The sequence below is a fragment of the Citrobacter sp. S-77 genome, from assembly GCF_963864895.1.
In the GTDB taxonomy this organism is placed as follows: domain Bacteria; phylum Pseudomonadota; class Gammaproteobacteria; order Enterobacterales; family Enterobacteriaceae; genus Citrobacter; species Citrobacter murliniae.
The window spans coordinates 855726-880221 of record NZ_CAWLWU010000002.1 but is presented as its reverse complement, the minus strand read 5'-3'; the positions used below and the strand labels follow the sequence as shown (position 1 = coordinate 880221).

Genomic DNA, 24496 nt, shown 5'->3' with positions numbered 1-24496 from the left:
CTTCACGTGACTGGCTACGTGCAAAACGGTCCGGGAAAATCTGATAGAAAATCTGATCGGCCACCCATTGCGGTCCGTTATCCGGCACATCCACGGCGAACTGTTCCAGACGTGCTGGCGGAATACGGCTGAATCCCTGCGGGGTAAACCACAGCTGACGATCAAGCCACAACAATTTAAAGCTATAACGCCGACGAGGTTGACCGCTGGAAAGATCGATTGCGGCTCGCCACGCAGTAACGCCAGGCTGAGGCTGGCTGCGCTGCTTACGCATAATCAGCGAAATCTCTTCGTTATCATTTTCCGCGCGTAGCGTTATACGTTGGGGAGGATTATCTCCCGCCAGCCATAACGTAATCGTCAGTTGATCTTTGTTTTGTTTAACAAATGGGGCAACCGGAAGGTGCCAGGCGTTCAACATCACGTATCCCCTTTGATGAAAATGAAGCCACCTTGCCATAGCGCAGTGCAGGATCACTCATCATCTTAACGTTTATTGGGGGAGGAGTTCGGGGGAGGAGATTTCGCCGGATGGCGCTACGCATCTTTGGCCTACACACTCTCGAGTAGGCCAGATAAGACATAGCGGTCATCCGGAAAAAAATTACTGTGCTTCAGCCAGTTGACGCTCGCGACGACGCTTAAATACCCAGCCAACCAACAACAGGATAATCCACGCGAAACCAACGTAAAGCGAAATACGAGTATCCGGGTGGTAACCGATGAGCGCGATAATAAAGACCAGGAAAATCAGGCCAACAACGGTCGTCGTCACTCCGCCAGGCACTTTGAATTTCAGCGCCTTAACCTCTTCCGGCGGCAGACGGCGGCGGAAGGCAATCTGCGACAGCAGAATCATAATCCACACCCATACCGTGGCAAACGTTGCCAGTGAGGCAATCACCAGGAAGACGTTTTCCGGCATGATGTAGTTGAGATAAACCGCAAACAACAGTGCGAATGTCATCACCATCACCGTCACCCACGGCACACCGCGACGTGAGGTTTTAGCAAACATTTTCGGCGCGCTGCCCTGCTCCGCCATACCGTGCAGCATACGGCCTACGCCAAAGACGTCAGAGTTGATCGCCGACAACGAAGCGGTCAGCACTACAAAATTCAGGATACCGGCGGCAAAAGTAATCCCCATGTGCTGGAAGGTCAGTACAAACGGGCTTCCATCTGTGCCGACCTGGTTCCACGGGTAGATGGACATAATGACGAACAGTGTGCCCACATAAAACACCAGGATACGCATCGGTACAGAATTGATAGCGCGCGGGATAGATTTTTCCGGGTCTTTTGCTTCACCTGCGGTAATGCCAATAATCTCAATCCCGCCATAGGCGAACATTACCATTTGCAGCGACATCACCATACCGAGCCAGCCGTTGCTGAAGAAGCCGCCGTTACTCCACAGGTTGTGGATGCCGGTCGGTTGCCCACCGTTGCCAATACCCCAGATGATGATGCCGAAACCAGCAACAATCATGATGATAATAGTGGCGACTTTAAAGAATGAGAACCAGAACTCCAGTTCACCAAACACCTTCACGCTCATCAGGTTAATGGCGCAGATAATCAATACCACGCTGAGGACCCAAATCCAGTGCGGTACGGCCGGGAACCAGACGCCCATATAAATACCGAAGGCAGTAACATCGGCGATGGCGACAATCAGGATTTCAAAACAGTAGGTCCAACCGGTAATGTAGCCCGCGAGAGGCCCGAGGTTTTCCTGCGCATAGCGCGAGAAAGAGCTGGCTGCAGGGTTATGAACTGACATTTCGCCCAGCGCACGCATAATTATGTACGCCGCCACGCCACCGATAAGATAGGCCAAAAGTACGCTTGGCCCCGCCATTTTGATGGCATCGGCCGAACCATAAAACAGCCCGGTACCAATTGCTGAACCTAATGCCATAAAGCGAATGTGCCGGGTGCTCAGCCCACGCTTTAGCTTGTTATTACTTTCCATCGATTCCTAACCTGTTAACACAATAAAAAAACCACGGGGCCATATTAATAGCCCCGTGGTTAAAACTTATTGTCAGTGATTTTAGTGTGCGCTGGAGGTCACTTGTCGACCCGCTGCGCGATCCCAGATTACTGCCAGGACCACCATCACGACTGTTGGCATCAACCACGCCAGACCTTGTTCCGCCAGCGGTAAACGCTGGGTCCAGGCCGGTAAGATGTCGCCAATTGCAGAAGCTTTAATGCCATCAAGGATACCAAAAATCAGGCTGATAAACATCGCAGGTGCAATGACGCGGGAAGAATTATGCCACCATGAGCGGGTAAAGCTTAATACAACCAGTGCGATGCATGGCGGATAGATAGCCGTCAGCACCGGAATGGAGATCTGAATCAGGTGGCTCAGACCCAGGTTCGATACCACCATCGAGAAGCCGCCGAGGATAAACACCAGCGTACGATAAGACAGCGGCACATACTGGGCAAAGAACTCAGCGCACGCACAGGTCAGGCCAACTGCAGTCACCAGACAAGCGATAAAAATCAGTGCGGCCAGCAAGAAGCTACCTGCGCCACCGAAGGTATGCTGAACATACGCATGCAGAATCGCAGCACCATTAGCAGACTGATCGACCAGCGTCGCACTGTCAGAACCCAGGCGGAACAACGCGAGGTACAACAGCGTTAAGCCCACACCAGCCATCAGACCCGCCCAGACGGTATAACGGGTCAGCAGACGCGCTTCAGTAACGCCACGCGAACGAGCGGCGTTAACAATAACAATACCAAAGACCATCGCACCCAGCGTATCCATTGTCAGATACCCGTTCACGAAGCCATTAGAAAACGCTGCGGTCTCATAGGCTTCCATGGCGTTACTGATCGGGCCCGCAGGCCAGACAATCGCTGCAACAGAAAGCACAACCAGCGCAATAATTTTCAGCGGTGCAAGGAAATTCCCCACCGTATCCAGCAGTTTGCCCGGATAGAGCGACACCAGAATAACAATCGCGAAATAAACCACGCTATAGATAAACAACGGCAGCGCCGAGTCACCAGTCAGCGGAGCAATTCCCACTTCAAAAGAGACTGTCGCGGTACGCGGAGTAGCAAATAACGGCCCTACCGCCAGATAACAAACGGTAGCCAGCAGTAAACCTGCTACTTTGCCGATCGGGGTGCTCAGGCTGTCTACACCGCCACCGACTTTCGCCAGCGCTACAACGGTAAGCACCGGAAGACCAACGGCGGTAATCAAAAAGCCAAAAGCCGCAGTCCAGACGTGTTCGCCGGCCTGCAAACCAACCATTGGGGGGAAAATGATGTTACCTGCACCAACGAACAGTGCAAATGTCATAAATCCCAGGGCGATAATATCGCGTGATTTTAACTGATGGGTCATAAAGTCTTACAGCCTGTGGATGTGGTGTTGAAAACGTTTAATTTTCTGCCGTTCCCTGAGGGACAATACAGCGGCATTTTTAATCAATTCCAGCGGGATATCCTCCCAACCAGACGCAGCGAAGAATAGTTTTTCGATTTACCGCGTAAATGCAGTCGGTATGACAGCACTTGGTGCGCAATTTAAACGCTTATAACGTTTTAAAGCAAGGTGGGATCTAAAAACCAGAACAATATAGTGATATGAAAAATTGAACCAGCACAAAACACCATTCCCGTGAAAAAGTCATGGGCAATAATGCGAACAAAAAACAATCAAACGTCGTAAAATTCAGGATGTCATTATTGACGATGATGAAAAAAGCCAGCTTGCGCTGGCTTTTGGAAAGTTAACATTACAAATAAGCGTTAGCGGTTACTTTTGGCAATTAAACGTTCCGGGAGTATGAAACTAAACCGCGTTCCTTTTCCTGGTGCACTGTCGATAATCAACCGACTGTCATGATGATTTAACGCATGCTTCACGATCGCCAGCCCTAATCCACTACCGCCCGTTTGCCGGGATCGCGCTTTATCCACGCGATAAAATCGCTCAGTCAGACGCGGGATATGCTCAGAAGCAATGCCGGGGCCGTTGTCTTCGACGCTGAACTCAGCGCCTTGGGTCACATGCTGCCAGCGAACGGTGATGTGCGTTCCCGCAGGAGTATGGTTGACCGCGTTATAGATAAGATTCGAGATAGCACTGCGCAGTTGCTCCTCATTACCCAACACACTTAGCTGGCTATCAACGTCAAAGGTAAAGGTGTGTTTATTCTGGCTCAGCGTTTGCGCCTCATGTTCAACCACGCGCAGTATCACCGGCACATCGACTTTTTCATTCAACAGCAGCGCTGGTGCGGCCTCGATTCTCGACAATGTCAGCAGTTGCTTAACCAGCCCTTCCATACGCTGTGTTTGCTCACGCATGGTGTGCAGCGCTTTTTCTCGCGTTGCACCTTCCAGGGGATGTTCCTGCATCATTTCCAGATAGCCTTGCAGCACCGTGATTGGCGTACGCAGCTCATGGCTGGCGTTGGCAAAAAAGTTACGCCGCGCGCCTTCCAGTTGGTGCATCTGGGTGACATCACGCGCCACCATCAGCAATTGCTTATCGGTATAGGGCATCACGCGAATTTCCAGATGTCGTCCGGTATTGAGAACCAAATTGATCGGTCGACTAAAGTCGCGCGTTTTCAGGTACAACGTGAATTCCGGGTAACGCAGCAGGTTAAGAATATTTTGGCCGCTATCGTCCGGCCAGCGTAATCCCAGAACCTGCTGCGCCAGGCCATTACACCAGAAAATACCGCCCTCTTCGGTAGTCAGTACAACCGCGTCGGGGAGTGATTCAGCCCCACTACGAAAGCGTTTGATCAGATTACCCAGTTCACGACGGCGCTTCTTGTTACGTAGCTGCATTTGATGCAAACCGTACAGCAACGGTTCCCAACTGCCTCGCCCCGGCGGTGGTGTCATACTCCTGTCGACCCACAACCACCAGGACAAACGTAATAAATTCCAGAAATGCCAGACAAGCAGGCTTGTTACCGACGCCAGTAAAAACCAGGGCAGATAACCGAAAAAAGCACTAAGGATAAAAGCCGGTATGCAGCAAAGTATCAGCTCCAGTACCAGCCTTCTCCATGACAATCGTTCAAGCAAACGTCATACTCCATTTACAGCCAGGTCCATTAGGCTTGTATTCTTACCAGTCAGAAGCGGGTCGAAAAACGATATCCCGTCCCACGCACCGTCTGCACCATGCGATCGTGTCCGCTGTGCTCCAGCGCCTTGCGCAACCGGCGGATATGCACATCTACTGTCCGGTCTTCCACGTAAACATTGGTGCCCCAGACATGATTGAGTAATTGCTCGCGACTGTAGACGCGCTCAGGGTGGGTCATAAAGAAATGCAATAACTTGAATTCGGTGGGTCCCATATCAAGCGGATCCTCGCCGGTCATCACACGATGCGAGGTTGGATCCAGGCTCAGGCCCTGCATCTCAATGACCTCTTCAACCGCCATTGGCGAAATACGACGCAAAACGGCTTTAATACGCGCTACCAGTTCCTTGGGAGAAAACGGCTTAGTGATATAGTCATCTGCACCGGTTTCCAGACCACGCACGCGGTCCTCCTCTTCCCCTCTTGCCGTCAGCATCATCACAGGAATGTCCCGCGTCATCGCTTCTCGCTTGAGATGTTTAATGAACTGCAGACCCGACCCGCCCGGAAGCATCCAGTCCAGCAGGATGAGATCCGGCCAGGGTTCATTAAGTTGGTTCACAGCACTGTCATAGTCTTCGGCTTCTACGGGATGAAAACCGTTTTGCTCGAGCACGAAGCAGACCATTTCACGAATTGGAGCTTCATCTTCTACGACCAGAATACGTCTCGCCATGATTTGCCCTGTTTTTTAATTAACTCGTTTATCATCAATACGGTGTCATTATGCGTCAGATTTATGACAGATTTATGAAAAGATAGTCCAGGTTTAACGAAGGTTGTTGAATTATGACAGCCCGGAGGCAGGATATTACCGTCCTGCAAAGGTTATAATCCTGTTCACGTTTTTTGCCATGGAACACTTATGCGCATCCTTCACACGTCTGACTGGCATCTGGGCCAAAACTTCTACAGCAAGAGCCGCGCCGCTGAGCATCAGGCCTTTCTCGACTGGCTTCTGGATACGGCACAATCCCATCAGGTGGATGCGATTATTGTGGCTGGCGATATTTTTGATACCGGCTCTCCCCCAAGCTACGCCCGTGAGCTATACAATCGCTTTGTTGTAAATCTGCAACAAACAGGTTGTCATTTGGTGGTGTTGGCAGGAAACCACGACTCTGTCGCCACGCTCAATGAATCCCGCGATATTCTGGCGTTTCTGAACACCACGGTGGTCGCCAGCGCAGGTCATGCGCCACAGATACTCCAGCGCCGCGACGGCACGCCGGGTGCGATATTATGCCCGATCCCTTTTTTACGTCCACGCGACATCATCACCAGCCAGGCAGGACTCACAGGCGGAGAAAAGCAGCAGCATCTGCTGGGAGCCATCACCGACTATTATCAACAGCAATATGAGGACGCCTGTAAGCTACGCGGCGACCAGAACCTGCCCATTATTGCGACAGGGCATCTGACTACCGTCGGTGCCAGTAAAAGTGACGCCGTTCGTGACATCTACATTGGCACGCTGGATGCATTTCCGGCACAAAATTTCCCGCCAGCGGATTACATCGCGCTGGGACATATTCACCGGGCGCAGGTCATCGGCGGAACAGAGCATATTCGCTACTGTGGCTCGCCGATTGCGCTGAGTTTTGATGAGTGCGGCAAAAATAAATGCGTTCATCTGGTGAGTTTCGAAGAGGGTAAGCTGCGCGCGGTTGAAAACCTCACCGTGCCGGTTACACAGCCGCTTGCGGTACTGAAAGGCGATTTAGCGTCTATTACTGCTCAACTTGAGCAGTGGCGCGACACAGATCAGGAACCGCCCGTCTGGTTAGATATCGAAATTACCACTGATGATTATCTGCACGATATGCAGCGTAAAATTCAGGCCTTAACTGAAGACTTACCGGTAGAAGTCTTGCTGGTACGCCGCAGCCGGGAACAGCGTGAACGTATTATGGCGAATGAACGACGCGAAACGCTGAGCGAACTGAGCGTGACAGAAGTCTTTGACCGCCGCCTGGCGCTGGAAGAGCTGGAAGAACCACAGCGCGAGCGCCTGAATCAGCTGTTCAGTACCACATTACAGACACTCGCCGGGGAGCATGAAGCATGAAAATTCTCAGCTTGCGCCTGAAAAACCTGAACTCCCTGAAAGGGGAATGGAAAGTCGATTTCACGGCAGAGCCGTTCGCCAGCAACGGCTTGTTCGCTATCACCGGTCCGACAGGGGCTGGAAAAACCACACTGCTGGATGCTATTTGCCTCGCGCTGTACCACGAAACACCGCGACTGAGTAACGTATCTCAGTCACAAAACGATCTGATGACCCGCGACACCGCAGAGTGTCTGGCGGAAGTGGAATTCGAAGTCAAAGGCGAAGCCTATCGTGCCTTCTGGAGCCAGAACCGTGCCCGTAACCAGCCAGAAGGTAACCTGCAGGTCCCACGCGTAGAGCTTGCCCGTTGCGCCGACGGGAAAATCCTTGCAGATAAAGTCAAAGACAAACTGGAGATGACCGCCACGCTCACCGGGCTGGACTACGGACGATTTACCCGCTCCATGCTGCTTTCACAGGGGCAGTTTGCCGCGTTTCTTAACGCCAAACCGAAAGAACGTGCCGAACTGCTGGAAGAGCTGACCGGCACAGAGATCTACGGCCAAATCTCGGCGATGGTATTTGAAAAACACAAAACGGCCCGCACAGAGCTGGAAAAACTGCAGGCGCAGGCCAGCGGCGTTTCGCTGTTAGCAACAGAACAGGTGCAATCGCTCACAGAAAGTTTGCAGGTACTTACTGACGAAGAAAAACAGCATATTGTCAGTCAGCAAACTCAGCAACAGCACCTCAACTGGTTAATTCGGCAAAATGAGCTACAGACGGAAATAAACAGCCATCAGCATGCGTTGCGGGTCGCACAAGAGGCGCAGGAACAAGCGCAGCCGCAGCTGGCATCACTCAGCCTGGCACTACCTGCCAGAGCATTACGCCCGTACTGGGATCGAATTCAGGAACAAACGGCTACACTCACCCAAACACGCCAGAATATTCAAGAAGTGAATGCTCGCTTACACCACAGCTTAGCGCTGCGCAGTCGCATTCGTCAGCATGCGCAAAGGCAATCCGTCATAATGTTAACCGCAAAACAGACGTTAACGAACTGGCTGGCCGAGCATGACCGTTTCCGTTTATGGAACAGCGAACTGGCGGGGTGGAAAGCACTCTTTGCCCAGCAGTCTGACGCCAAAAACCAGCTACGCCAGTGGCAACAGTTGCGGGAGAACGACACGCGTAAACTGGAGGCTCTTGCGCAACCGACGCTGTCACTTTCGGCTGAAGACGTATCCCTGGCGCTGGCGCAACATGCACAGCTTCGTCCGTTACGCCAGCGTCTGAGCACGCTTCATGGGCAAATTGCCCCCAGGCAAAAACAGCTAACGCAACTGCGCACGACTATCCAACAGCGACAGCAGGAGCAGCTTCAGCGCAACGCCGCTCTGGCGGATAAACGCCAGCGCTATAAAGATAAGAATCAGCAACTTGCTGATGTAAAAACGATTTGCGATCAGGAAGCCCGCATTAAAGATCTGGAAAGTCAGCGGGCATTACTGCAGTCAGGCCAACCGTGTCCACTCTGCGGCTCCACCACGCATCCGGCGATCGCGACCTATCAAACGCTTGAGCTGAGTGTCAACCAGGCACGGCGTGAAGCGTTAGAAAAAGAGGTCAAAACGCTGGCTGATGAAGGATCTACCCTACGTGGGCAGCTCGACGCAATAACTCAGCAGCTACAGCGTGATGAACACGAAGCGCAGACGCTTTCTCAGGAGGAGCAAGCACTTACTCAAGAGTGGCAAACAGTGACTGCCGGTCTGAACATTACCCTCCAACCGCAGGACGATATCTCCAGTTGGCTTGCCGCCGAAGAAGAGCACGAGCAACAACTTCACCAGTTGAGCCTGCGCCATGCCCTGCAGGCACAAATCACCGCGCATACAGAACAAATCTCTCACCTGCAGCAACAGATTGATCAACGCCAGAGCACGTTGCAGGCTGAGCTAACCCGGAATGGCCTGTCTCTTCCTGCCAATGGTGAAGAAGCTGCGTGGCTCAGCGAGCGGGCAAGCGAAACACAAATATGGCAGAGCCGCCAGAGTGAACTGACCGAGCTACAAGCGCAGATTGCGCAACTTACTCCTCTGCTGGAAACGCTACCTGAGACCGAAGTCATTCAGGATAACGAAGATAACCTGTCACTGGAAAACTGGCGACAGGTGCACGATGATTGCCTTTCGTTACAGGGCCAGTTGCAAACACTGCAACAGCAGGAGGCACAAGACCTCCAACGCGTCGCTGAGATTCAGGCGCAATTTGATGCCGCACTGCAAACCAGCATCTTCGACGATCGCGACGCTTTTCTTGCCGCCCTGCTGGATGAAGAGACCTTTAACCGACTCGAACAGCTAAAGCAGTCGCTGGAAAGCCAGTTACAGCAGGCTCAAACACTGGTCAATCAATCGACACAGGCGCTGGCGACGCACCAACAGCAACCGCCCGTCGGCGCGGACCTCACCCTTAGTCAGGAACATCTTCGCGATACGCTGACGCAGCTCGCTCAAAGGCTACGGGATAACACCACTCGTCAGGGAGAAATTCGCCAGCAGCTCAAGCAAGATGCCGAAAACCGTCAGCAACAAAAGAGTCTGATGCAGGAGATTGAAAAGGTCTCGCAGCAGGTCGAAGACTGGGGTTATCTGAACGCCCTTATCGGCTCTAAAGAAGGTGACAAGTTCCGCAAATTTGCGCAGGGGCTGACGCTGGATAATCTGGTCTGGCTGGCCAATAACCAACTGACCCGCCTGCATGGCCGCTACCTGCTACAGAGAAAGGCCAGCGAAGCACTGGAGCTGGAAGTGGTTGATACCTGGCAGGCCGATGCCGTTCGCGATACCCGGACACTTTCCGGCGGCGAAAGCTTCCTCGTCAGTCTGGCACTGGCGCTGGCGCTGTCCGATCTGGTCAGCCACAAGACGCGAATTGATTCCCTGTTCCTCGATGAAGGCTTTGGCACGCTGGACAGCGAGACGCTTGATACCGCCCTGGACGCGCTGGATGCCCTTAACGCTACCGGCAAGACCATTGGGGTTATCAGCCACGTCGAAGCGATGAAAGAGCGTATTCCGGTGCAGATAAAAGTTAAAAAAATCAATGGACTGGGTTACAGCAAACTCGACAGGATGTTTGCGGTGGAATAGGTCAGACTCTGTTGTAATGCCGGATAGCACAGATAAACGTGCATACCCAAAATAATTCGAGTTGCTTGTAGGCGGCAATTGAGTGAAGCCCCAGGAGCTTACTCAGGTAAGTGACTGGGGGAGTGACAAATCTGTCAGGAGCAGATTTGAATGCTGCGGAGCGGCGGCCCGTCAGAATGAGGTTAATGGACGAGCCGGGTAACGCGCAGCCAACTTGAAGTATGACGAGTTATCCGGCAAAAGAGATTATGACTCTTGCGGCCACAGCCAGGCCGCACCGCGTACGCCGCTGGAGTCACCGTGCAGCGCTTTTCGTAGAGGCGTTTCACACTCGCCGCCGAAGACAAACTGCTTAATCAACGACGGGACCGTTTGATACAACCTGTCGACATTACTCATCCCGCCGCCCAGTACAATGACGTCAGGATCAAGAATGTTCACCACATGAGCTAACGATTTCGCCAGGCGTAACTCATATCGTCTCAGTGCCTGCTCAGCCAGGGCATCCTGCTCATCTACCAGGCGAATAATTTCACTGCCTTTTAGCTGATTTCCGCTCAGCCGATGATAATCCGTAGCAAACCCAGTCCCAGAAATGAAGGTTTCAATACAGCCCTGTTTGCCGCAATAACAAGGCACTTCCTGCCGATAACGCAGTTCATCCTCATCCATCCACGGTAGCGGGTTATGTCCCCACTCTCCCGCCGTACCGTTGCCACCGGTATGCGCTCGCCCATTCAAAGCCACGCCAGAACCACATCCCGTACCGATAATCACTGCAAACACGGTTTGCGCACCCGCCGCCGCGCCATCTACCGCTTCAGAAACGGCCAGACAGTTGGCATCGTTTGCCAGACGCACTTCACGCTTCAACCGCGCGCTTAAATCTTTATCAAAAGGCTGGCCATTGAGCCAGGTCGAGTTGGCGTTCTTCACCACACCAGTGTAAGGGGAAATCGAACCAGGGATCCCCATACCAACGGTTCCCGTCTGGCCGGTTGCGTTTTCCGCCATTTCCACCAGCGTAGCGATTGTTTCTATTGTTTGCCGGTAATCATCACGCGGCGTGGGCAGGCGATGGCGAAAAAGCTGTTCGCCCACATCACCTAGCGCAATCACTTCTGTTTTCGTGCCGCCTAAATCGATACCTATACGCACTGTATGTCCCTCTTCCCGATTAACAATGCAAGCATAGCGACAATTCGCTATTATGCCCGCTGGATTTAACGACAAGGCCGTGGAAATTATCATGCTGTGGTTCAAAAATTTAATGGTTTACCGTCTTAGCCGCGATGTTTCTTTGCGTGCCGAAGAGATGGAAAAACAGCTAGCCTCAATGACGTTTACCCCTTGTGGCAGCCAGGATATGGCAAAAATGGGTTGGGTTCCGCCGATGGGATCGCACAGCGATGCATTGACGCATACCGCCAACGGCCAAATTATTATCTGCGCCCGCAAAGAAGAGAAAATCCTGCCATCACCTGTGATTAAGCAGGCGCTTGAAGCCAAAATATTCAAACTGGAAGCTGAGCAGGGTCGCAAACTCAAAAAGACCGAAAAAGACTCGCTTAAAGATGAAGTGTTGCATTCATTGCTGCCGCGCGCCTTTAGCCGCTTCAGCCAGACAATGATGTGGATAGACACCGTCAATGACCTGATCATGGTCGACTGCGCAAGCGCGAAGAAAGCGGAAGATACGCTGGCGTTGTTGCGTAAAAGCCTGGGTTCTCTGCCGGTTGTTCCGTTAGCGCTGGAAAATCCGATCGAGTTAACGCTCACCGAATGGGTGCGTTCCGGCTCTGTCGCCCAGGGCTTCCAGTTGCTGGATGAAGCTGAACTGAAAGCCATGCTGGAAGATGGCGGCGTGATCCGCGCGAAGAAACAGGATCTGGTGAGCGACGAGATTGCCGTTCACATTGAAGCCGGTAAAGTCGTCACCAAACTGGCTCTCGACTGGCAACAACGTATTCAGTTTATGATGTGTGACGATGGCTCACTAAAGCGTCTGAAGTTCAGTGATGAACTGCGCGATCAAAACGAAGACATCGACAGAGAAGACTATGCTCAACGTTTTGATGCCGATTTCATCCTGATGACCGGAGAACTGGCGGCGTTAATCAAAAGCCTGGTAGAAGGATTAGGCGGAGAAGCACAGCGCTGATTAGGATGTGCCGGATGGCAGCTTCGTCATCCGGCATTTTACAATTACAAATAGCGGCAAAGATACGATGTTGGCTCTGCCACCTGCAGATGAAACTCACTGTGCCCTGGCACGTTGAACACGTCCCCTGCAGCATACACTTTCCACTCAGTTTCCCCTGGCAGCAACACATTCAGCGCGCCGCTAACCACCGTCATCTCTTCAGGTGCCGCAGTACCAAAAGTGTATTCGCCTTCCGCCATGACGCCAACGCTGGCACGGCCAGTACTGCTGCTGGTAAAACCAATCGATTTTACTTTGCCGGAAAAGTATTCATTACTTTGAAGCATACAACTGGCCCTATCTCGTTATTAAGTTAACAAACAATATAGGGGCCTGACGTTCCACCTGTCACGCAAAATTAAGCGAGCAGTTCTGAAGCCAACCGCGCAATCAGGACATTAGACAAAAGCACCGGAACATCCAGCGATTTTTGCAGTAAATCACGATGTCGCTGATTAAACCCTAAACAATCCAGCATGATCACATCAGCTCCTTGCTCAATGAGATCTTTCCCCGCATCGATCAGTTGTTGTGTGGATCCATCAAGAGGATTTGCCACGGCATAAACTGGCGGGGTCTGTAATACCTGCCATTTACTCACCTGGGCCTCAAGCAACTCAGTGACAGGCACAATCACCCCGACCTGATGCCCATCCACAATCGATGCCACCAGAGGGGGGATAATACGTAGGGGCTCAAGCAGGATGCTATTGTGTGCCGTCAGGCGGGCAATTGAAGCGGTACTCATCAATAAGATGACGTCAAAACCCTGGTTATCCAGCACTTCAACAATGCTTTGGAGATCGCGCTCAACTTTCTGGCGCGAGACATGAGCAAGCCGATGGTCGCTGAGCAACGTTAATAACAAATCATCACCTGGCGATACGGCATATTCGAGCATCACATCTTCCCTCTGCATCTGCCCCAGCAGACTATGGTGCGTGATGTGTTGCTCATCAATATATTCCGTCAGGAGCGGTAATACCTCACTCATCGGGACAACACCAATCGTGAGGATAGCCAGCGACGTACTCATTTGTTACTCCACCGTCTTCTTACTGCGTCATGAATTCCCAGGCAAATGCCGGACACCTACCTGCGCTACAAATGCTCAAAAGCGTAGCAGCAGATAAGCAAGGCATAATGTAAAGATTCCTAATCATTCCAGTATTATGTTGTTATCGTTTAATTTTCAATTTTCGCTGTGTATGACGACGTGCGAAAAATGTGATACCGATACGAGCAGAGGGTACTCTGATTTCTTTACCAGCAACGCCTGGCGTCAGGTTTTATCGGGATCCTCATAGCGCTTTTTGGCGTCCATGGCCTCTTGCGCGGAAGGATGTTCACTGATCAATGAATCGGGTTTAGGATGATCGGCGCGAAGTTGATACCAGGTTACCGTCTGGCCAGGCGTCCCTTTCTCAACTGTCACAATGGTAGCTTTGCGCGGGTAAGGTGGTTTTGTCGGCATATCTCTTCCTTTTGAGTGGATGAGCTTTAAGTATAGACACCACCCTGTAACCGTGACGCCGGCTGCGACAGTAGCCCAAGAATATCGGCAACAACCTGAGAAGGTTTATTTGTTGCATCAACAATGTAGTGCGCCGCTTCCCGATACAGGACATCGCGCTGCTCCAGCACTTCCTGCACTTCTTCAGTTAATGGTTTACCGGTTAAGGTCGGGCGTAACCCTTCTTCCGGCGCGGCCTCCAGGCGGTTAACCAGTACTGATACGGGTGCGCTTAAATAAATGACTACACCACTATTGCGCATGTAGTGCCGGTTGTATTCGGTGAGAATGATACCGCCGCCGGTCGCAACAACGGTTAAAGGTGCGGTAACGGCTTCCAGAGCAGCCGTCTCCTGGGCGCGAAACCCCTCCCATCCCTCTCTTTCGACAATTTCCGCCACGGTCATTTGTACATGAGATTGCAACCAGCGATCGGTATCAACAAATTGGAAATCGATAGCCTTGGCGAGCGCCATTCCGGTTGTCGTCTTACCACACCCCCGGGGGCCAACAAGAAAAAGAGGTTGCGTCATCACAGAAATTCCCCAGAGAACCGCAAGCGAGCGGGATCTGATGCTGTTAAAGTTATAATCATACCATCAAACTAGTACATCACCAAAGTGTAAACAATACATTCCACTTAGGGCAATTAAATTAATTAAGCCCTACTATAACAAGAATTCACCATGATGAAAGTGTAAAAAATAAATTACAGCCACTATTTTCTGCGCTGAACTTCCAACCACCATTTATCAAGTTCAGCTGCAAAATGCTGGCGATCGCGTGGTGAAAGACTATCAGGCCCGCCGGTCTGGATCCCACTGGCACGCAGGGTATCCATAAAATCACGCATCGTCAGGCGTTCACGGATTGTCGCTTCGGTATAACGTTCTCCGCGTGGGTTTAGTGCAGCCGCACCTTTTTCAATAACCTCAGAAGCCAACGGGATATCCGCCGTGATCACTAAATCGCCCACATTACACTGGCGCACAATCTCATTATCTGCGACGTCAAACCCGGCAGGAACACGTAAGGTACGGATTAAACGCGAAGGCGGGACGCGCAAACTCTGATTTGCCACCAGAATCAGCGGCATCTGCATACGTTCAGAAGCACGGTATAATATTTCTTTAATCACATTAGGACACGCATCCGCATCCACCCATATTGTCATATCACCTCCCGACTCATGTGCAATCGCGCATTGTCTCGTGCTTTTACTTTCCAGCAAAGTGCTGTTTCTCCTTCTGAACACATTCATTCCGCGCTAAGCTTACCTTTCCCAGGTAAAACAACGAATATCACGTATAGGGAGTGACACAATGGACAAGAAAATTGGGTTTATCGGCTGCGGTAACATGGGCAAAGCGATTCTTGGCGGCCTGATCGCCAGCGGCCAGGTTCTCCCCGGACAAATCTGGGTCTATACCCCTTCCCCCGAAAAAGTCGCCGCCCTGCACGACCAGTACGGCATTAATGCAGCACAATCTGCGCAGGAAGTCGCGCAAATTGCCGACATTGTTTTTGGGGCCGTGAAACCAGGCATCATGATTAAAGTGCTGAGTGAAATTACCTCCAGCCTGAGCAAAGATTCACTGGTCGTATCTATTGCGGCTGGCGTCACCCTCGATCAGCTCGCCCGTGCATTGGGTCATGACCGCAAAATTATTCGCGCAATGCCAAACACTCCGTCACTGGTTAATGCCGGTATGACATCTGTGACACCAAACGCGTTGGTTACACCAGAAGATACCGCTGACGTGTTGAATATTTTCCGCTGCTTTGGTGAAGCGGAAGTCATCGCAGAATCAATGATTCACCCAGTCGTTGGGGTCAGCGGTTCAGCACCGGCATATGTTTTTATGTTTATCGAAGCAATGGCGGATGCAGCTGTTCAGGGTGGCATGCCGCGCGCACAGGCGTATAAATTCGCGGCACAGGCGGTGATGGGATCGGCCAAAATGGTCCTCGAAACGGGTAAACATCCTGGTGAGCTGAAGGATATGGTGTGTTCGCCTGGTGGAACCACCATTGAAGCTGTCCGTGTCCTGGAAGAACGCGGCTTCCGTTCTTCGGTGATTGAAGCGATGGTTAAGTGTATGGAACAATCGGAGAAACTCAGCAAATCCTGAGTGGATAACCGGACGTCAGGCCGCCGCTTCAGTGCGGTTACGTCCGGAATTCTTTGCTTTGTATAACGCCATATCCGCCGATTTTAACCATTCTCGATAATGTTCAGTCTCTGCGGTCAGGGGCGCCACACCCACGCTAATCCGCAGGGCAACCTGCGGAGCGCATGATAAGCGTAACTGGCTGAGCCGTTCGTGGACCCGCGACATTGCTGCAATAGCGTTGGCTGCCGGCGTTCCGCACATAATGACAGCAAACTCATCACCGCCAAAACGCCCTATGACATCACTGCCGCGTAATGTCATCTGCAATTGACGAGTCAGAGCGACGATAGCCTCATCCCCGACGTCATGTCCCCAGGTATCATTGATGCTCTTGAAGTGGTCGATATCAATAATCAGTAACGTGGCATCACGCTGATAGCGACGACAATTATCAAATTCATTGCGCAGTAAAAATTCCCAATGGCGTCGGTTATACACCCCGGTCATACCATCCCGCGTACTCATCACCTGCAACCGACGTTTATGCTCCGCCAGCTTTATTACCGTTTGATAGCTGACCCAGGCAAACAGCAACGGATAAATAACCAGCACCGGCAAAGATAGCAATACGCTCAATTGTGTACTGCTAAAAGCAACGGAGATAGCCGTTAACTGCAACGTGACAAGGCATGAAACCACCAACAACACGGCACCCGCGATGAATAATCGCACACCACCTGCGCCCATCAGGTTGATGCAGATAATCATCAGCAGTGCCGTGGATGGCAGCAGGTTAACCCCCATAATCCCCATCCACATACCCGCCAGGATCGCATCCGCTTTTAAATTAGTGAATTCACCATGTTGAGGATCTTCTGCTTTGCTCGCCAACTGCCACGCCAGGTGTGGCCAGACAAAGGCCCATCCCACCAATAACAGCCACCAGCCGCCGGTAATCGGCTGTGAAACTAATACAGAAGCAATGGGGAAAAACATTCCCCCCAGCCCTACCGCACGCGGCAGCCTGATCCGTCGGGCAAATCGCAGTCCGGAGCGCTGATGGTCATTTCGATGAAGTGATAATAACGCTTCATTCTGTACGACCTTTTTTTGATAGAAATTTTCATCATTCATCGTATTTGGGAATATTCTGAAACAAATTTCCCAAATTATAGGAAGGGGTCTGGCGGTGAAAGTATGATATTTCGGGTGAGCGATTTTCTCTGCTCACCCGTATGTATTACGCAGCTTTTTTCAGACAGGCACTCATAAACTTATTACGATCATCGCCTTTCAGAGACTGCTCTGTCGCCTGGACATTGCACTCACGCATTTTCTGCTGCTGTGGCGTCAGGCTCTTTTCCTCTGGAGCAGATTTACTGTTTTTCAGGCAATCACTCATGTACGTCTTACGGGCATCCCCTTTTAAGGTTTGCGCCGTCGCTTGCTGGTTGCAGGTGGTCATACGCTGTTGTTGCGGGGTTAATGTCTTCTCGGCAGCACCGACGGTAGTTAAGAAAATCAGACCAAATAGCAACGTAACCAGTAATGTTATTTTCATAGCACCATCCTTTTATAAGCATGCAACTCTAAACGCCGCCCTATTCTGAACGACAGCATGTAGGTATAAGTCTGGCTGCTAAACACAAAAAAACCACCCGACAGCAAAAGTATTGCCGCCGGATGTCTGCTTATTTAAGCCCTAATGCGGCTTTCATGGTGTAGAACAGATCGGTTTGGTCGGTCAGACCGACAACATTCGCAGCATGTGGTCCATAGGCCGCAATACGCAACTGGCTGCCGGTATGCTCCTGGGATTCTTCCTCGGAGTTACCGTAGCTGATAACCATTACCGCGCCATCTTTGGTGTTCAGTGCCTGGGTTAAACCCGGAGCCTTCGTATCCGGCGCAACAATCTGGCTGGAATGGGCGTGATCGGCGGTAACTACAACCAGGGTGTTGCCATCTTTCTTCGCAAATGCAAGCGCACGCTGCACCGCCTCATCCAGATCGACCGTTTCTCCAATCTGCCCACATGGGTTAGCGGCGTGATCCTGCTTATCGATTGACGCCCCTTCAACTTGCAGGAAGAAGCCTTTCTCATTTTTGCTCAACAGCTCAATCGCTTTATCCGTCATCTGTGCCAGCGTGGGCACGGTATCGTTACGCTTTGGGTTCGGCGCACAAGTCACGACGGGTTGATCAATGTTGCCGTGATATGACGCTTTCGGACCTTCCCAGCGTACCGGCATGTTGCCCTCGGAGAACAGACCCAACAACGGTTTATCCTGATTGGCTTCAGTGATTGCTGCAAGCGTTGCGGCATCGCTCACCAACTGATATCCACGCGCCTGTGCCTGTTCACGCAGCGTTTTCCCCTGCCAGTCACCTGCTGCCGCGGTCTCTGCAAAGGTTTTTGCCCCACCGCCAAGCGTAACATCGGCGCGGGCGTTCAATAATTGTTCCGTGATCGACCCTTTACCACCTTTTTCCAGCGCATTGGTCGGGCATTTTTCAGCGGTTACACTCGGACCGTAGCATTTACGTGAGGTCACATGCGCCACCAGGGCAGCCGGAGTCGCATCCTGCAACTCAGCAGTAGAAACGTTGCCTGTCGCCAGACCTGCGGCTTTCGCCATTTCCAGAATCGTGGTGTGATTTTTTTCGTGAATATCAACACCCAACGCACCATTGTAGGTTTTAACGCCGGTCGTCCACGCCGTTGCTGACGCCGCAGAATCCGTTACATAATCAGGTTTACCCGTTTTTTTATCCAACGCGTAATGTGTGTATTGCCCGGTCAGAGGTAATGCATCAATACCTTTAAAAAATCCACCTGCGCCTTCGGCATAATTGCGAGCTGCTGTAATTTCTGAATCCCCCATGCCATCACCGATCAATAAAATAATATTCCGGGCAGGTTTATCAATCAGTGAATCACGCAGAGCCGCCGTTTGATCAGAGGTTAATCGGCGCGCCCCACCTGGCGTGGTGATATCCCCCTGGGCGGCACGATTATCCATAACCGGTACAGCAGATGATTCAGCATAAATAACCGGGGTAAACAGTAATGGTAACAGGGCAATAGCGAGTGCACTTTGTTTCACTTTATTTTCTCCATGTATAAATACAGTAAAATTAAAACAAAGTGACTATAAGTATTTGATGTGACACTTTTATGATGTCAGGGAGTAGTGAATTTCTGGAGATCGCTCAATACGTTTTTGGTAGGCTTTCACCCGGATTATGCAGAGTTGTCAAAAATGCCGGCATACGGCTTACGCCCGCCAGCGCCCCCTCAATTTGACGAATCAATATTTGCTGATCATTTTTCGCCATATTGCTTAGCATCTCCATGATAACCCACTCTAACGTTTCTACCTGGGCAGCCAGCTCCTGCGACTCTTCTTCTTTTTGGGCAAGCTTAAGTAGTAACTCGGTGACGAGATTTTTCATTTTCGTATTCCCTTTACAAAATATGGGTCACGTTAGCATTATGGCTCACGACTGCCTAGGGGATAAAAGTTGTATTTTTATAAATAATAAGACGTTTTGCGAAAACAATCACAACACAAAATAATGTGCAATGCCCCTTACTCCAGAACTATTCAATATTAAAGAGTAAGGGGATGAATAATCACACAGATATACAATACCTACGTGAGCTTAGTGCGCAAGACGCCGGCGTCGTAACGCGATGGCCAGTTGCCAGATATTAATAAGTACAATACATGCGGTCGCGATAAAAACCCAGCGGAAACCCGCCATTGCAGATACCGTTGCGCCCATTAATGGCCCTGCGACGTTACCCAGATACATAAACGACTGATTATACCCAAAGATGCGACCGGTAATCTGATCGCTGGAATATTTGACCAGCAACGTCTGCACAGCAGGTAGCATCGCGCCATCGGCAAAACCAAGCAGGAAACGCAATATTCCCAACTGCAATGGCGTAGTAACCCAGGACATGGCGAAAAAGAGCACCACGGCGAAGATTAACGTCGCCATAAGAATTCGCTCCGTGCCAATTCGATCGCCCAGTTTTCCAAGTCGGGGCGCCGATATCAGCGCCGATACGCCAGGTACCGAAGCAATTAAGCCGCTGAGAAAAGCAATGTTTGTGCTGTCTGGCACCATAGATTTGATAAACAGTGCCAGGATGGGACCTATTGAGCCGTTACACAGCTGAATAACCATAGTGGTAAAAAACAGGCTAATCACCAACGCCGGATAAGGCAGTGAGGCGAAAACCGCCTTGCCGCTTAAACGTTCACTTTTTTTAATCGTCGGACGCACGCCCTCTTTAATTAAAAACAATGTGACCAGAAAACTTACTACCAGCAGCGCCGCAGTAATACAAAATACCGCCCGTAAGCCGATATGATCGGCAATAAACCCACCCATCAGCGGCCCGCCAATAACACCGCTAATTTGCGCCGTAGAGAGCGTACTCAGCGCCCAACCGCTGCGTTCACGCGGTACCTGTGACGCGACCAGCGCCATCGCATTGGGGATATATCCCGATGTTAACCCCATCACGCCACGGAGCAGGAAAAGCTGCCAGACGTTAGTCGCAAATGCCTGCAGTAAAATCGCGATGGCCATCCCTAACGAAGCGCGCAATAGCATTAATTTGCGCCCTTTGCGATCGGCTAAGCTACCCCACATCGGTGCAACAATGGCAGAAATAAGAAAAGTGACACTAAACGTTAAGCCGGACCACATCGACAGCGCTTCATGCGAGGTCACCCCAAGCTGGGAGATATAGAGCGGTAAAAAAGGCAGGATTTGACTGATCGCCAGTCCGGTAAAAAAGCACCCGAACCAAACGGAAATAAGGTTAACTCTCCAGGATTCCATAAGACTCATAACGATAAGCAGCTGAAAACTGCGAGCAGCTTAACAAATTACGTATCCAGACGGAGGTTCAGCGGTGCGATGTATCACAGTTTAGTATTTTATCTCCCCGCTCATCATAATTGTGATATCCATCACATCAAATCCACACTTTATACAGGTGATTATGCTTTAACCAGCGCACTCGTGTTTAAACAAATTTGTTCCCCTGTACTTCACGAAAACATTCTGCCAGAAGCCGAGGAATCCTGCGTTTTGTCGTGGTAATGTATGTGCTTTGCATTCATGGAATGGGTTTTTAAGATGGCAAAGTTGCGGGTAGGAATCGTATTTGGTGGTAAGTCAGCAGAACATGAAGTGTCATTGCAATCGGCTAAAAATATTGTCGATGCCATCGACAAGACTCGCTTTGATGTTGTGTTGTTAGGTATTGATAAACAAGGGCAATGGCACGTCAGCGATGCCGGTAATTATCTGCTTAATGCAGACGATCCGGCTCATATTGCGTTGCGTCCTTCACTAACCAGCCTCGCTCAGGTACCGGGTAAACAAGAGCATCAACTGATCGACGCGCAGAATGGTCAGCCGCTGCCAACGGTGGATGTTATTTTTCCAATCGTTCACGGTACGCTGGGAGAAGATGGTTCTCTGCAAGGCATGCTACGCGTAGCGAACTTACCGTTCGTCGGCTCCGATGTGCTTGGTTCCGCAGCCTGTATGGATAAAGACGTGACCAAACGTCTGCTGCGTGATGCCGGGTTAAACATCGCACCATTTATTACGCTCACCCGCGCAAACCGCCACACCATCAGCTTTGCCGAGGTTGAATCACGCCTGGGTCTCCCACTGTTCGTGAAACCTGCCAATCAGGGGTCATCCGTTGGCGTTAGCAAAGTCACCAGCGAAGCACAGTACAACCAGGCCGTCGCGCTGGCATTTGAGTTCGATCATAAGGTGGTTGTGGAACAAGGGATCAAAGGCCGCGAGATCGAATGCGCGGTACTGGGGAACGATCACCCCCAGGCCAGCACCTGTGGCGAGATCGTTCTGAACAGTGATTTTTACGCTTACGACACCAAATACATTGACGACAACGGGGCAAAAGTTGTCGTTCCTGCGGTGATTGCGCCAGAAATTAACGATAAGATCCGCGAGATTGCGATTCAGGCATACCAGACGCTGGGCTGCGCCGGCATGGCCCGGGTGGATGTATTCCTGACTGATGAAAACGACGTGGTGATCAATGAGATCAACACGCTGCCAGGCTTTACCAATATCAGTATGTATCCAAAACTGTGGCAGGCGAGCGGTTTAGGCTATACCGATTTGATCACCCGTCTGATCGAACTGGCGCTGGAACGCCACGCTGCGGATAGTGCGTTGAAAACCAGTATGTAAAACTGACCAGAATGCCTGATATACCCTAAATATTTCGGGTTACAGAAAGGCGGCCACGCCGTGAATCCCCAGGAGCTTACATCAGTAAGTGACTGGGGTGAGCCAGGAAAGTCAACACTCCTGCAACTTGAAGTATGAGGGGTATAACAAAACGTTATTGGGTATCTTTCACATCATCAGCTTCCACACGACGGCGAATAATGAGTCCGGCGAGCCAAAAACTGATCACCCATGTGACCAGCCCTACCGCATAGGTTTGCCATCCCTTAGCTTCAAAACCCAGTAATCCCACCACACCATTCAGAATAAAGATAAGCCCAATGGCGAACGCATAGTAGTGCCAGTCACGGCGAATTTTAGCAGGCAGGTTCATAGCAGCTCCGGAGAAACACACATTAGGCGCATCCTCGCACATTTTCCCAGAGACGTCTGTTGCGTATGCGGAATTTCTTAAATGTCACAAAATTTCACTTAAGGTTAAAGATTTGTGACCATCTGCAAAAAACTTAAATCCAGGAATAATCCCTGGCTGAAATTACCATCATTCTGATATTGACAATGGCGATCACCTGTCAGACTCACTGTCAGTTGTTGGCATTACGTCGAAAGAAGCAGGTTATTTCCGGAGGTCTTTATGGCTGATTTTACGCTCTCTAAAACCCTTTTTAAGGGCAAGTATCGGGATACCTCCTCCCTGACCGGCAATATTGCGTATGCCGTGTTTGTACTGTTCTGTTTCTGGGTGGGAGCACAGATTTTAAATCTGTTAGCTCACGCACCCGGAATTTACGAGCAACTGATGCAGCTACAAATGCAGGAAACCGGACGTCCACGAATCGAAATCGGTTTTGGCGTCGGTACGATTTTTGGCGTGATCCCCTTCCTGGCCGGAGGCTTGATCCTTGGCATCGTCGCTGGCTTTATGCGCTGGCGCCAACGCCATCATAAAGCAGACTGAGCCATACATTTCGCCCGGCGCTCGTCCACCCGTTTAGCAAACCACGCAGTGGTCAGGTTACGGGTGATCTTCGGACTTTCCAGTTGAATACCCGGCAGCATTTCACGGGGTAATGCTTTGCCCACCTTCGCTTCAGCCAGCTTATAGACCTTCTCATAAAGCGCGGTCTCTTCAAAAGCAAGGCTGTCGCCCTTTTGCAGTTGACGCCGAATATCGCTCTCACTCATATTCAGCTTCCCAACCAGTTTACGTACTGCCAGCTCCGTTTTACCTGGATCTTTGCTGTCGTAGCGAATCAAGTCACCATCCAGTTCCAGCTTCACACCGCTGGCTTTACTGACAGCGTTCTGGAAAGCGGCATTCCGGCTGGCGTACCAGCCCGCATTAAAGTCAGCGAAACGGAAGACAGGTGCACTATAGTTCGCCGGATAGTTCAGCAAATGATAAGTTCCGAACCACAGCCCACCACGGCGACTGAACACTTCCTGACGCACTGTTCCTGCCATTTTCCATGGGTATCCCGTCGTGTGCTGTTCCGCAAACGCAATGCTGACCTGCATCGGACCGCCGGTATGAACCGGATTTAGTGAACCAAACAGCGTCTGTCCCATCGGCACCATATTGATAAAATCATCAAAGATGGCGCTAAGCTGCTTTTCCGTCTTCACTGAATCCAGGCGCTCACTGTAGCTTTTTCCTGTCGGGGAATTAATCTTCAGTGCGGTATGAACCAGAAACACCGGAATATGCATACGCTCAGCACGACGGTCGATCTCTTTCCAGGCAATTTTACTTAAGCCAGGAACGACCGGATCGGCCTGATAGTTGGACTCCTGCTGCGCCACTGCCAGCACCGAACAGACGTTCTCGACCGTCGGCGCCAGCTTCTGGCTTTCAAACGTCTTCGCCAGATCCTGCGCCCAGGCGTCTCTGTCCTTCACACTGGACGGCATTTTCTGGCGCACGACGCTCGCCACATCGACGGCTTTCTCCCCTTTTTTTAACGGCTGCGAGGGTTGGCTACTACACCCCATCAACACCAGTACAGCCAGACAAGACCAGGGGTAAAGACGGGAAACCGTCGACATAACATCTC

General features: G+C 51.1%; 24 protein-coding genes. 6 read left to right on the top strand and 18 right to left on the bottom strand.

Translation table 11 applies throughout. The features are described 5' to 3' along the window. The 5 genes from AACS05_RS04755 to phoB all read right to left on the bottom strand — a co-directional run. Positions 1 to 421: alpha amylase N-terminal ig-like domain-containing protein (locus tag AACS05_RS04755; RefSeq protein WP_045440460.1), on the bottom strand; the 421-nt coding region annotated here is incomplete at its 3' end. A gap of 183 nt (positions 422 to 604) precedes the next feature. Beyond that, entirely contained in the window at positions 605 to 1978 is a 1374-nt protein-coding gene (gene proY, locus AACS05_RS04750; RefSeq protein ID WP_045440458.1) for a proline-specific permease ProY, read from the bottom strand. An 81-nt stretch (positions 1979 to 2059) separates the two neighbouring features. Then, complete coding sequence (gene brnQ / locus AACS05_RS04745) at positions 2060 to 3379, bottom strand: branched-chain amino acid transporter carrier protein BrnQ (protein WP_045440455.1); 1320 nt, start codon at positions 3377 to 3379, stop codon at positions 2060 to 2062. Between the two features lie 407 nt (positions 3380 to 3786). Then, on the bottom strand, positions 3787 to 5082 hold the full coding sequence (phoR, locus tag AACS05_RS04740; RefSeq protein ID WP_045440453.1) for a phosphate regulon sensor histidine kinase PhoR: 1296 nt from the start codon (positions 5080 to 5082) through the stop codon (positions 3787 to 3789). Positions 5083 to 5132: 50 nt separating this feature from the next. Continuing rightward, the gene (phoB, locus tag AACS05_RS04735) at positions 5133 to 5822 is read right to left on the bottom strand and encodes a phosphate response regulator transcription factor PhoB (RefSeq protein ID WP_045440451.1); all 690 of its coding nucleotides are present in this window, start codon (positions 5820 to 5822) and stop codon (positions 5133 to 5135) included. 189 nt (positions 5823 to 6011) lie between these two features. Here phoB and sbcD point away from each other — a divergent pair, with 189 nt between their 5' ends. Then, entirely contained in the window at positions 6012 to 7214 is a 1203-nt protein-coding gene (gene sbcD, locus AACS05_RS04730; RefSeq protein ID WP_045440447.1) for an exonuclease subunit SbcD, read from the top strand. Continuing rightward, positions 7211 to 10354: an exonuclease subunit SbcC gene (gene sbcC / locus AACS05_RS04725; RefSeq protein WP_045440445.1), complete on the top strand. Its 3144-nt coding sequence runs from the start codon at positions 7211 to 7213 to the stop codon at positions 10352 to 10354. Before sbcD ends, sbcC begins: the two co-directional genes overlap by 4 nt. A 246-nt stretch (positions 10355 to 10600) precedes the next feature. On the opposite strand, the gene mak is transcribed toward sbcC, so the two are convergent. Then, the gene (mak, locus tag AACS05_RS04720) at positions 10601 to 11512 is read right to left on the bottom strand and encodes a fructokinase (protein ID WP_045440442.1); all 912 of its coding nucleotides are present in this window, start codon (positions 11510 to 11512) and stop codon (positions 10601 to 10603) included. Positions 11513 to 11603: 91 nt separating this feature from the next. Here mak and rdgC point away from each other — a divergent pair, with 91 nt between their 5' ends. After that, on the top strand, positions 11604 to 12515 hold the full coding sequence (gene rdgC, locus AACS05_RS04715; RefSeq protein WP_045440439.1) for a recombination-associated protein RdgC: 912 nt from the start codon (positions 11604 to 11606) through the stop codon (positions 12513 to 12515). Positions 12516 to 12559: 44 nt separating this feature from the next. On the opposite strand, the gene ppnP is transcribed toward rdgC, so the two are convergent. The 5 genes from ppnP to AACS05_RS04690 all read right to left on the bottom strand — a co-directional run bounded on the left by ppnP (position 12560) and on the right by AACS05_RS04690 (position 15244). Then, entirely contained in the window at positions 12560 to 12844 is a 285-nt protein-coding gene (gene ppnP, locus AACS05_RS04710; protein ID WP_045440436.1) for a pyrimidine/purine nucleoside phosphorylase, read from the bottom strand. 71 nt (positions 12845 to 12915) lie between these two features. Beyond that, positions 12916 to 13593: an AroM family protein gene (locus AACS05_RS04705; RefSeq protein ID WP_045440434.1), complete on the bottom strand. Its 678-nt coding sequence runs from the start codon at positions 13591 to 13593 to the stop codon at positions 12916 to 12918. Between the two features lie 246 nt (positions 13594 to 13839). Further along, on the bottom strand, positions 13840 to 14031 hold the full coding sequence (yaiA, locus tag AACS05_RS04700) for a protein YaiA (RefSeq protein WP_045440432.1): 192 nt from the start codon (positions 14029 to 14031) through the stop codon (positions 13840 to 13842). Between the two features lie 26 nt (positions 14032 to 14057). Beyond that, positions 14058 to 14603 (bottom strand): shikimate kinase AroL, encoded by a 546-nt coding sequence (gene aroL / locus AACS05_RS04695; protein ID WP_045440429.1) that lies wholly within the window; start codon positions 14601 to 14603, stop codon positions 14058 to 14060. Between the two features lie 185 nt (positions 14604 to 14788). Then, the gene (locus AACS05_RS04690; protein WP_045440426.1) at positions 14789 to 15244 is read right to left on the bottom strand and encodes a YaiI/YqxD family protein; all 456 of its coding nucleotides are present in this window, start codon (positions 15242 to 15244) and stop codon (positions 14789 to 14791) included. Between the two features lie 148 nt (positions 15245 to 15392). Here AACS05_RS04690 and proC point away from each other — a divergent pair, with 148 nt between their 5' ends. Further along, complete coding sequence (gene proC / locus AACS05_RS04685; protein ID WP_045440423.1) at positions 15393 to 16202, top strand: pyrroline-5-carboxylate reductase; 810 nt, start codon at positions 15393 to 15395, stop codon at positions 16200 to 16202. A 15-nt stretch (positions 16203 to 16217) separates the two neighbouring features. Here the strand turns inward: proC and adrA are convergent, their stop codons facing one another. The 5 genes from adrA to AACS05_RS04660 all read right to left on the bottom strand — a co-directional run bounded on the left by adrA (position 16218) and on the right by AACS05_RS04660 (position 21047). Then, entirely contained in the window at positions 16218 to 17333 is a 1116-nt protein-coding gene (gene adrA, locus AACS05_RS04680; RefSeq protein ID WP_144243049.1) for a diguanylate cyclase AdrA, read from the bottom strand. A 91-nt stretch (positions 17334 to 17424) separates the two neighbouring features. After that, on the bottom strand, positions 17425 to 17745 hold the full coding sequence (psiF, locus tag AACS05_RS04675; protein ID WP_045440421.1) for a phosphate starvation-inducible protein PsiF: 321 nt from the start codon (positions 17743 to 17745) through the stop codon (positions 17425 to 17427). Positions 17746 to 17875: 130 nt separating this feature from the next. Beyond that, complete coding sequence (gene phoA / locus AACS05_RS04670) at positions 17876 to 19291, bottom strand: alkaline phosphatase (protein ID WP_045440418.1); 1416 nt, start codon at positions 19289 to 19291, stop codon at positions 17876 to 17878. A gap of 106 nt (positions 19292 to 19397) precedes the next feature. Continuing rightward, the gene (locus AACS05_RS04665; RefSeq protein ID WP_045440415.1) at positions 19398 to 19640 is read right to left on the bottom strand and encodes a sigma-S stabilization anti-adapter protein IraP; all 243 of its coding nucleotides are present in this window, start codon (positions 19638 to 19640) and stop codon (positions 19398 to 19400) included. Positions 19641 to 19850: 210 nt separating this feature from the next. After that, positions 19851 to 21047, bottom strand: coding sequence for a multidrug efflux MFS transporter (locus tag AACS05_RS04660; protein WP_045449472.1), 1197 nt, complete (start codon positions 21045 to 21047; stop codon positions 19851 to 19853). Between the two features lie 300 nt (positions 21048 to 21347). Between AACS05_RS04660 and ddlA the strand changes: the two genes are divergently transcribed. Then, positions 21348 to 22442: a D-alanine--D-alanine ligase gene (ddlA, locus tag AACS05_RS04655; RefSeq protein WP_045449470.1), complete on the top strand. Its 1095-nt coding sequence runs from the start codon at positions 21348 to 21350 to the stop codon at positions 22440 to 22442. A gap of 154 nt (positions 22443 to 22596) precedes the next feature. On the opposite strand, the gene AACS05_RS04650 is transcribed toward ddlA, so the two are convergent. Further along, on the bottom strand, positions 22597 to 22815 hold the full coding sequence (locus AACS05_RS04650; protein ID WP_045440413.1) for a DUF2754 family protein: 219 nt from the start codon (positions 22813 to 22815) through the stop codon (positions 22597 to 22599). 261 nt (positions 22816 to 23076) lie between these two features. Between AACS05_RS04650 and AACS05_RS04645 the strand changes: the two genes are divergently transcribed. Beyond that, entirely contained in the window at positions 23077 to 23400 is a 324-nt protein-coding gene (locus AACS05_RS04645) for a DUF2755 family protein (RefSeq protein ID WP_045440411.1), read from the top strand. On the opposite strand, the gene AACS05_RS04640 is transcribed toward AACS05_RS04645, so the two are convergent. Then, complete coding sequence (locus AACS05_RS04640; protein WP_045440409.1) at positions 23385 to 24488, bottom strand: DUF1615 domain-containing protein; 1104 nt, start codon at positions 24486 to 24488, stop codon at positions 23385 to 23387. The two genes, AACS05_RS04645 and AACS05_RS04640, sit on opposite strands and share 16 nt — an antisense overlap. Positions 24489 to 24496 lie beyond the last annotated feature (8 nt).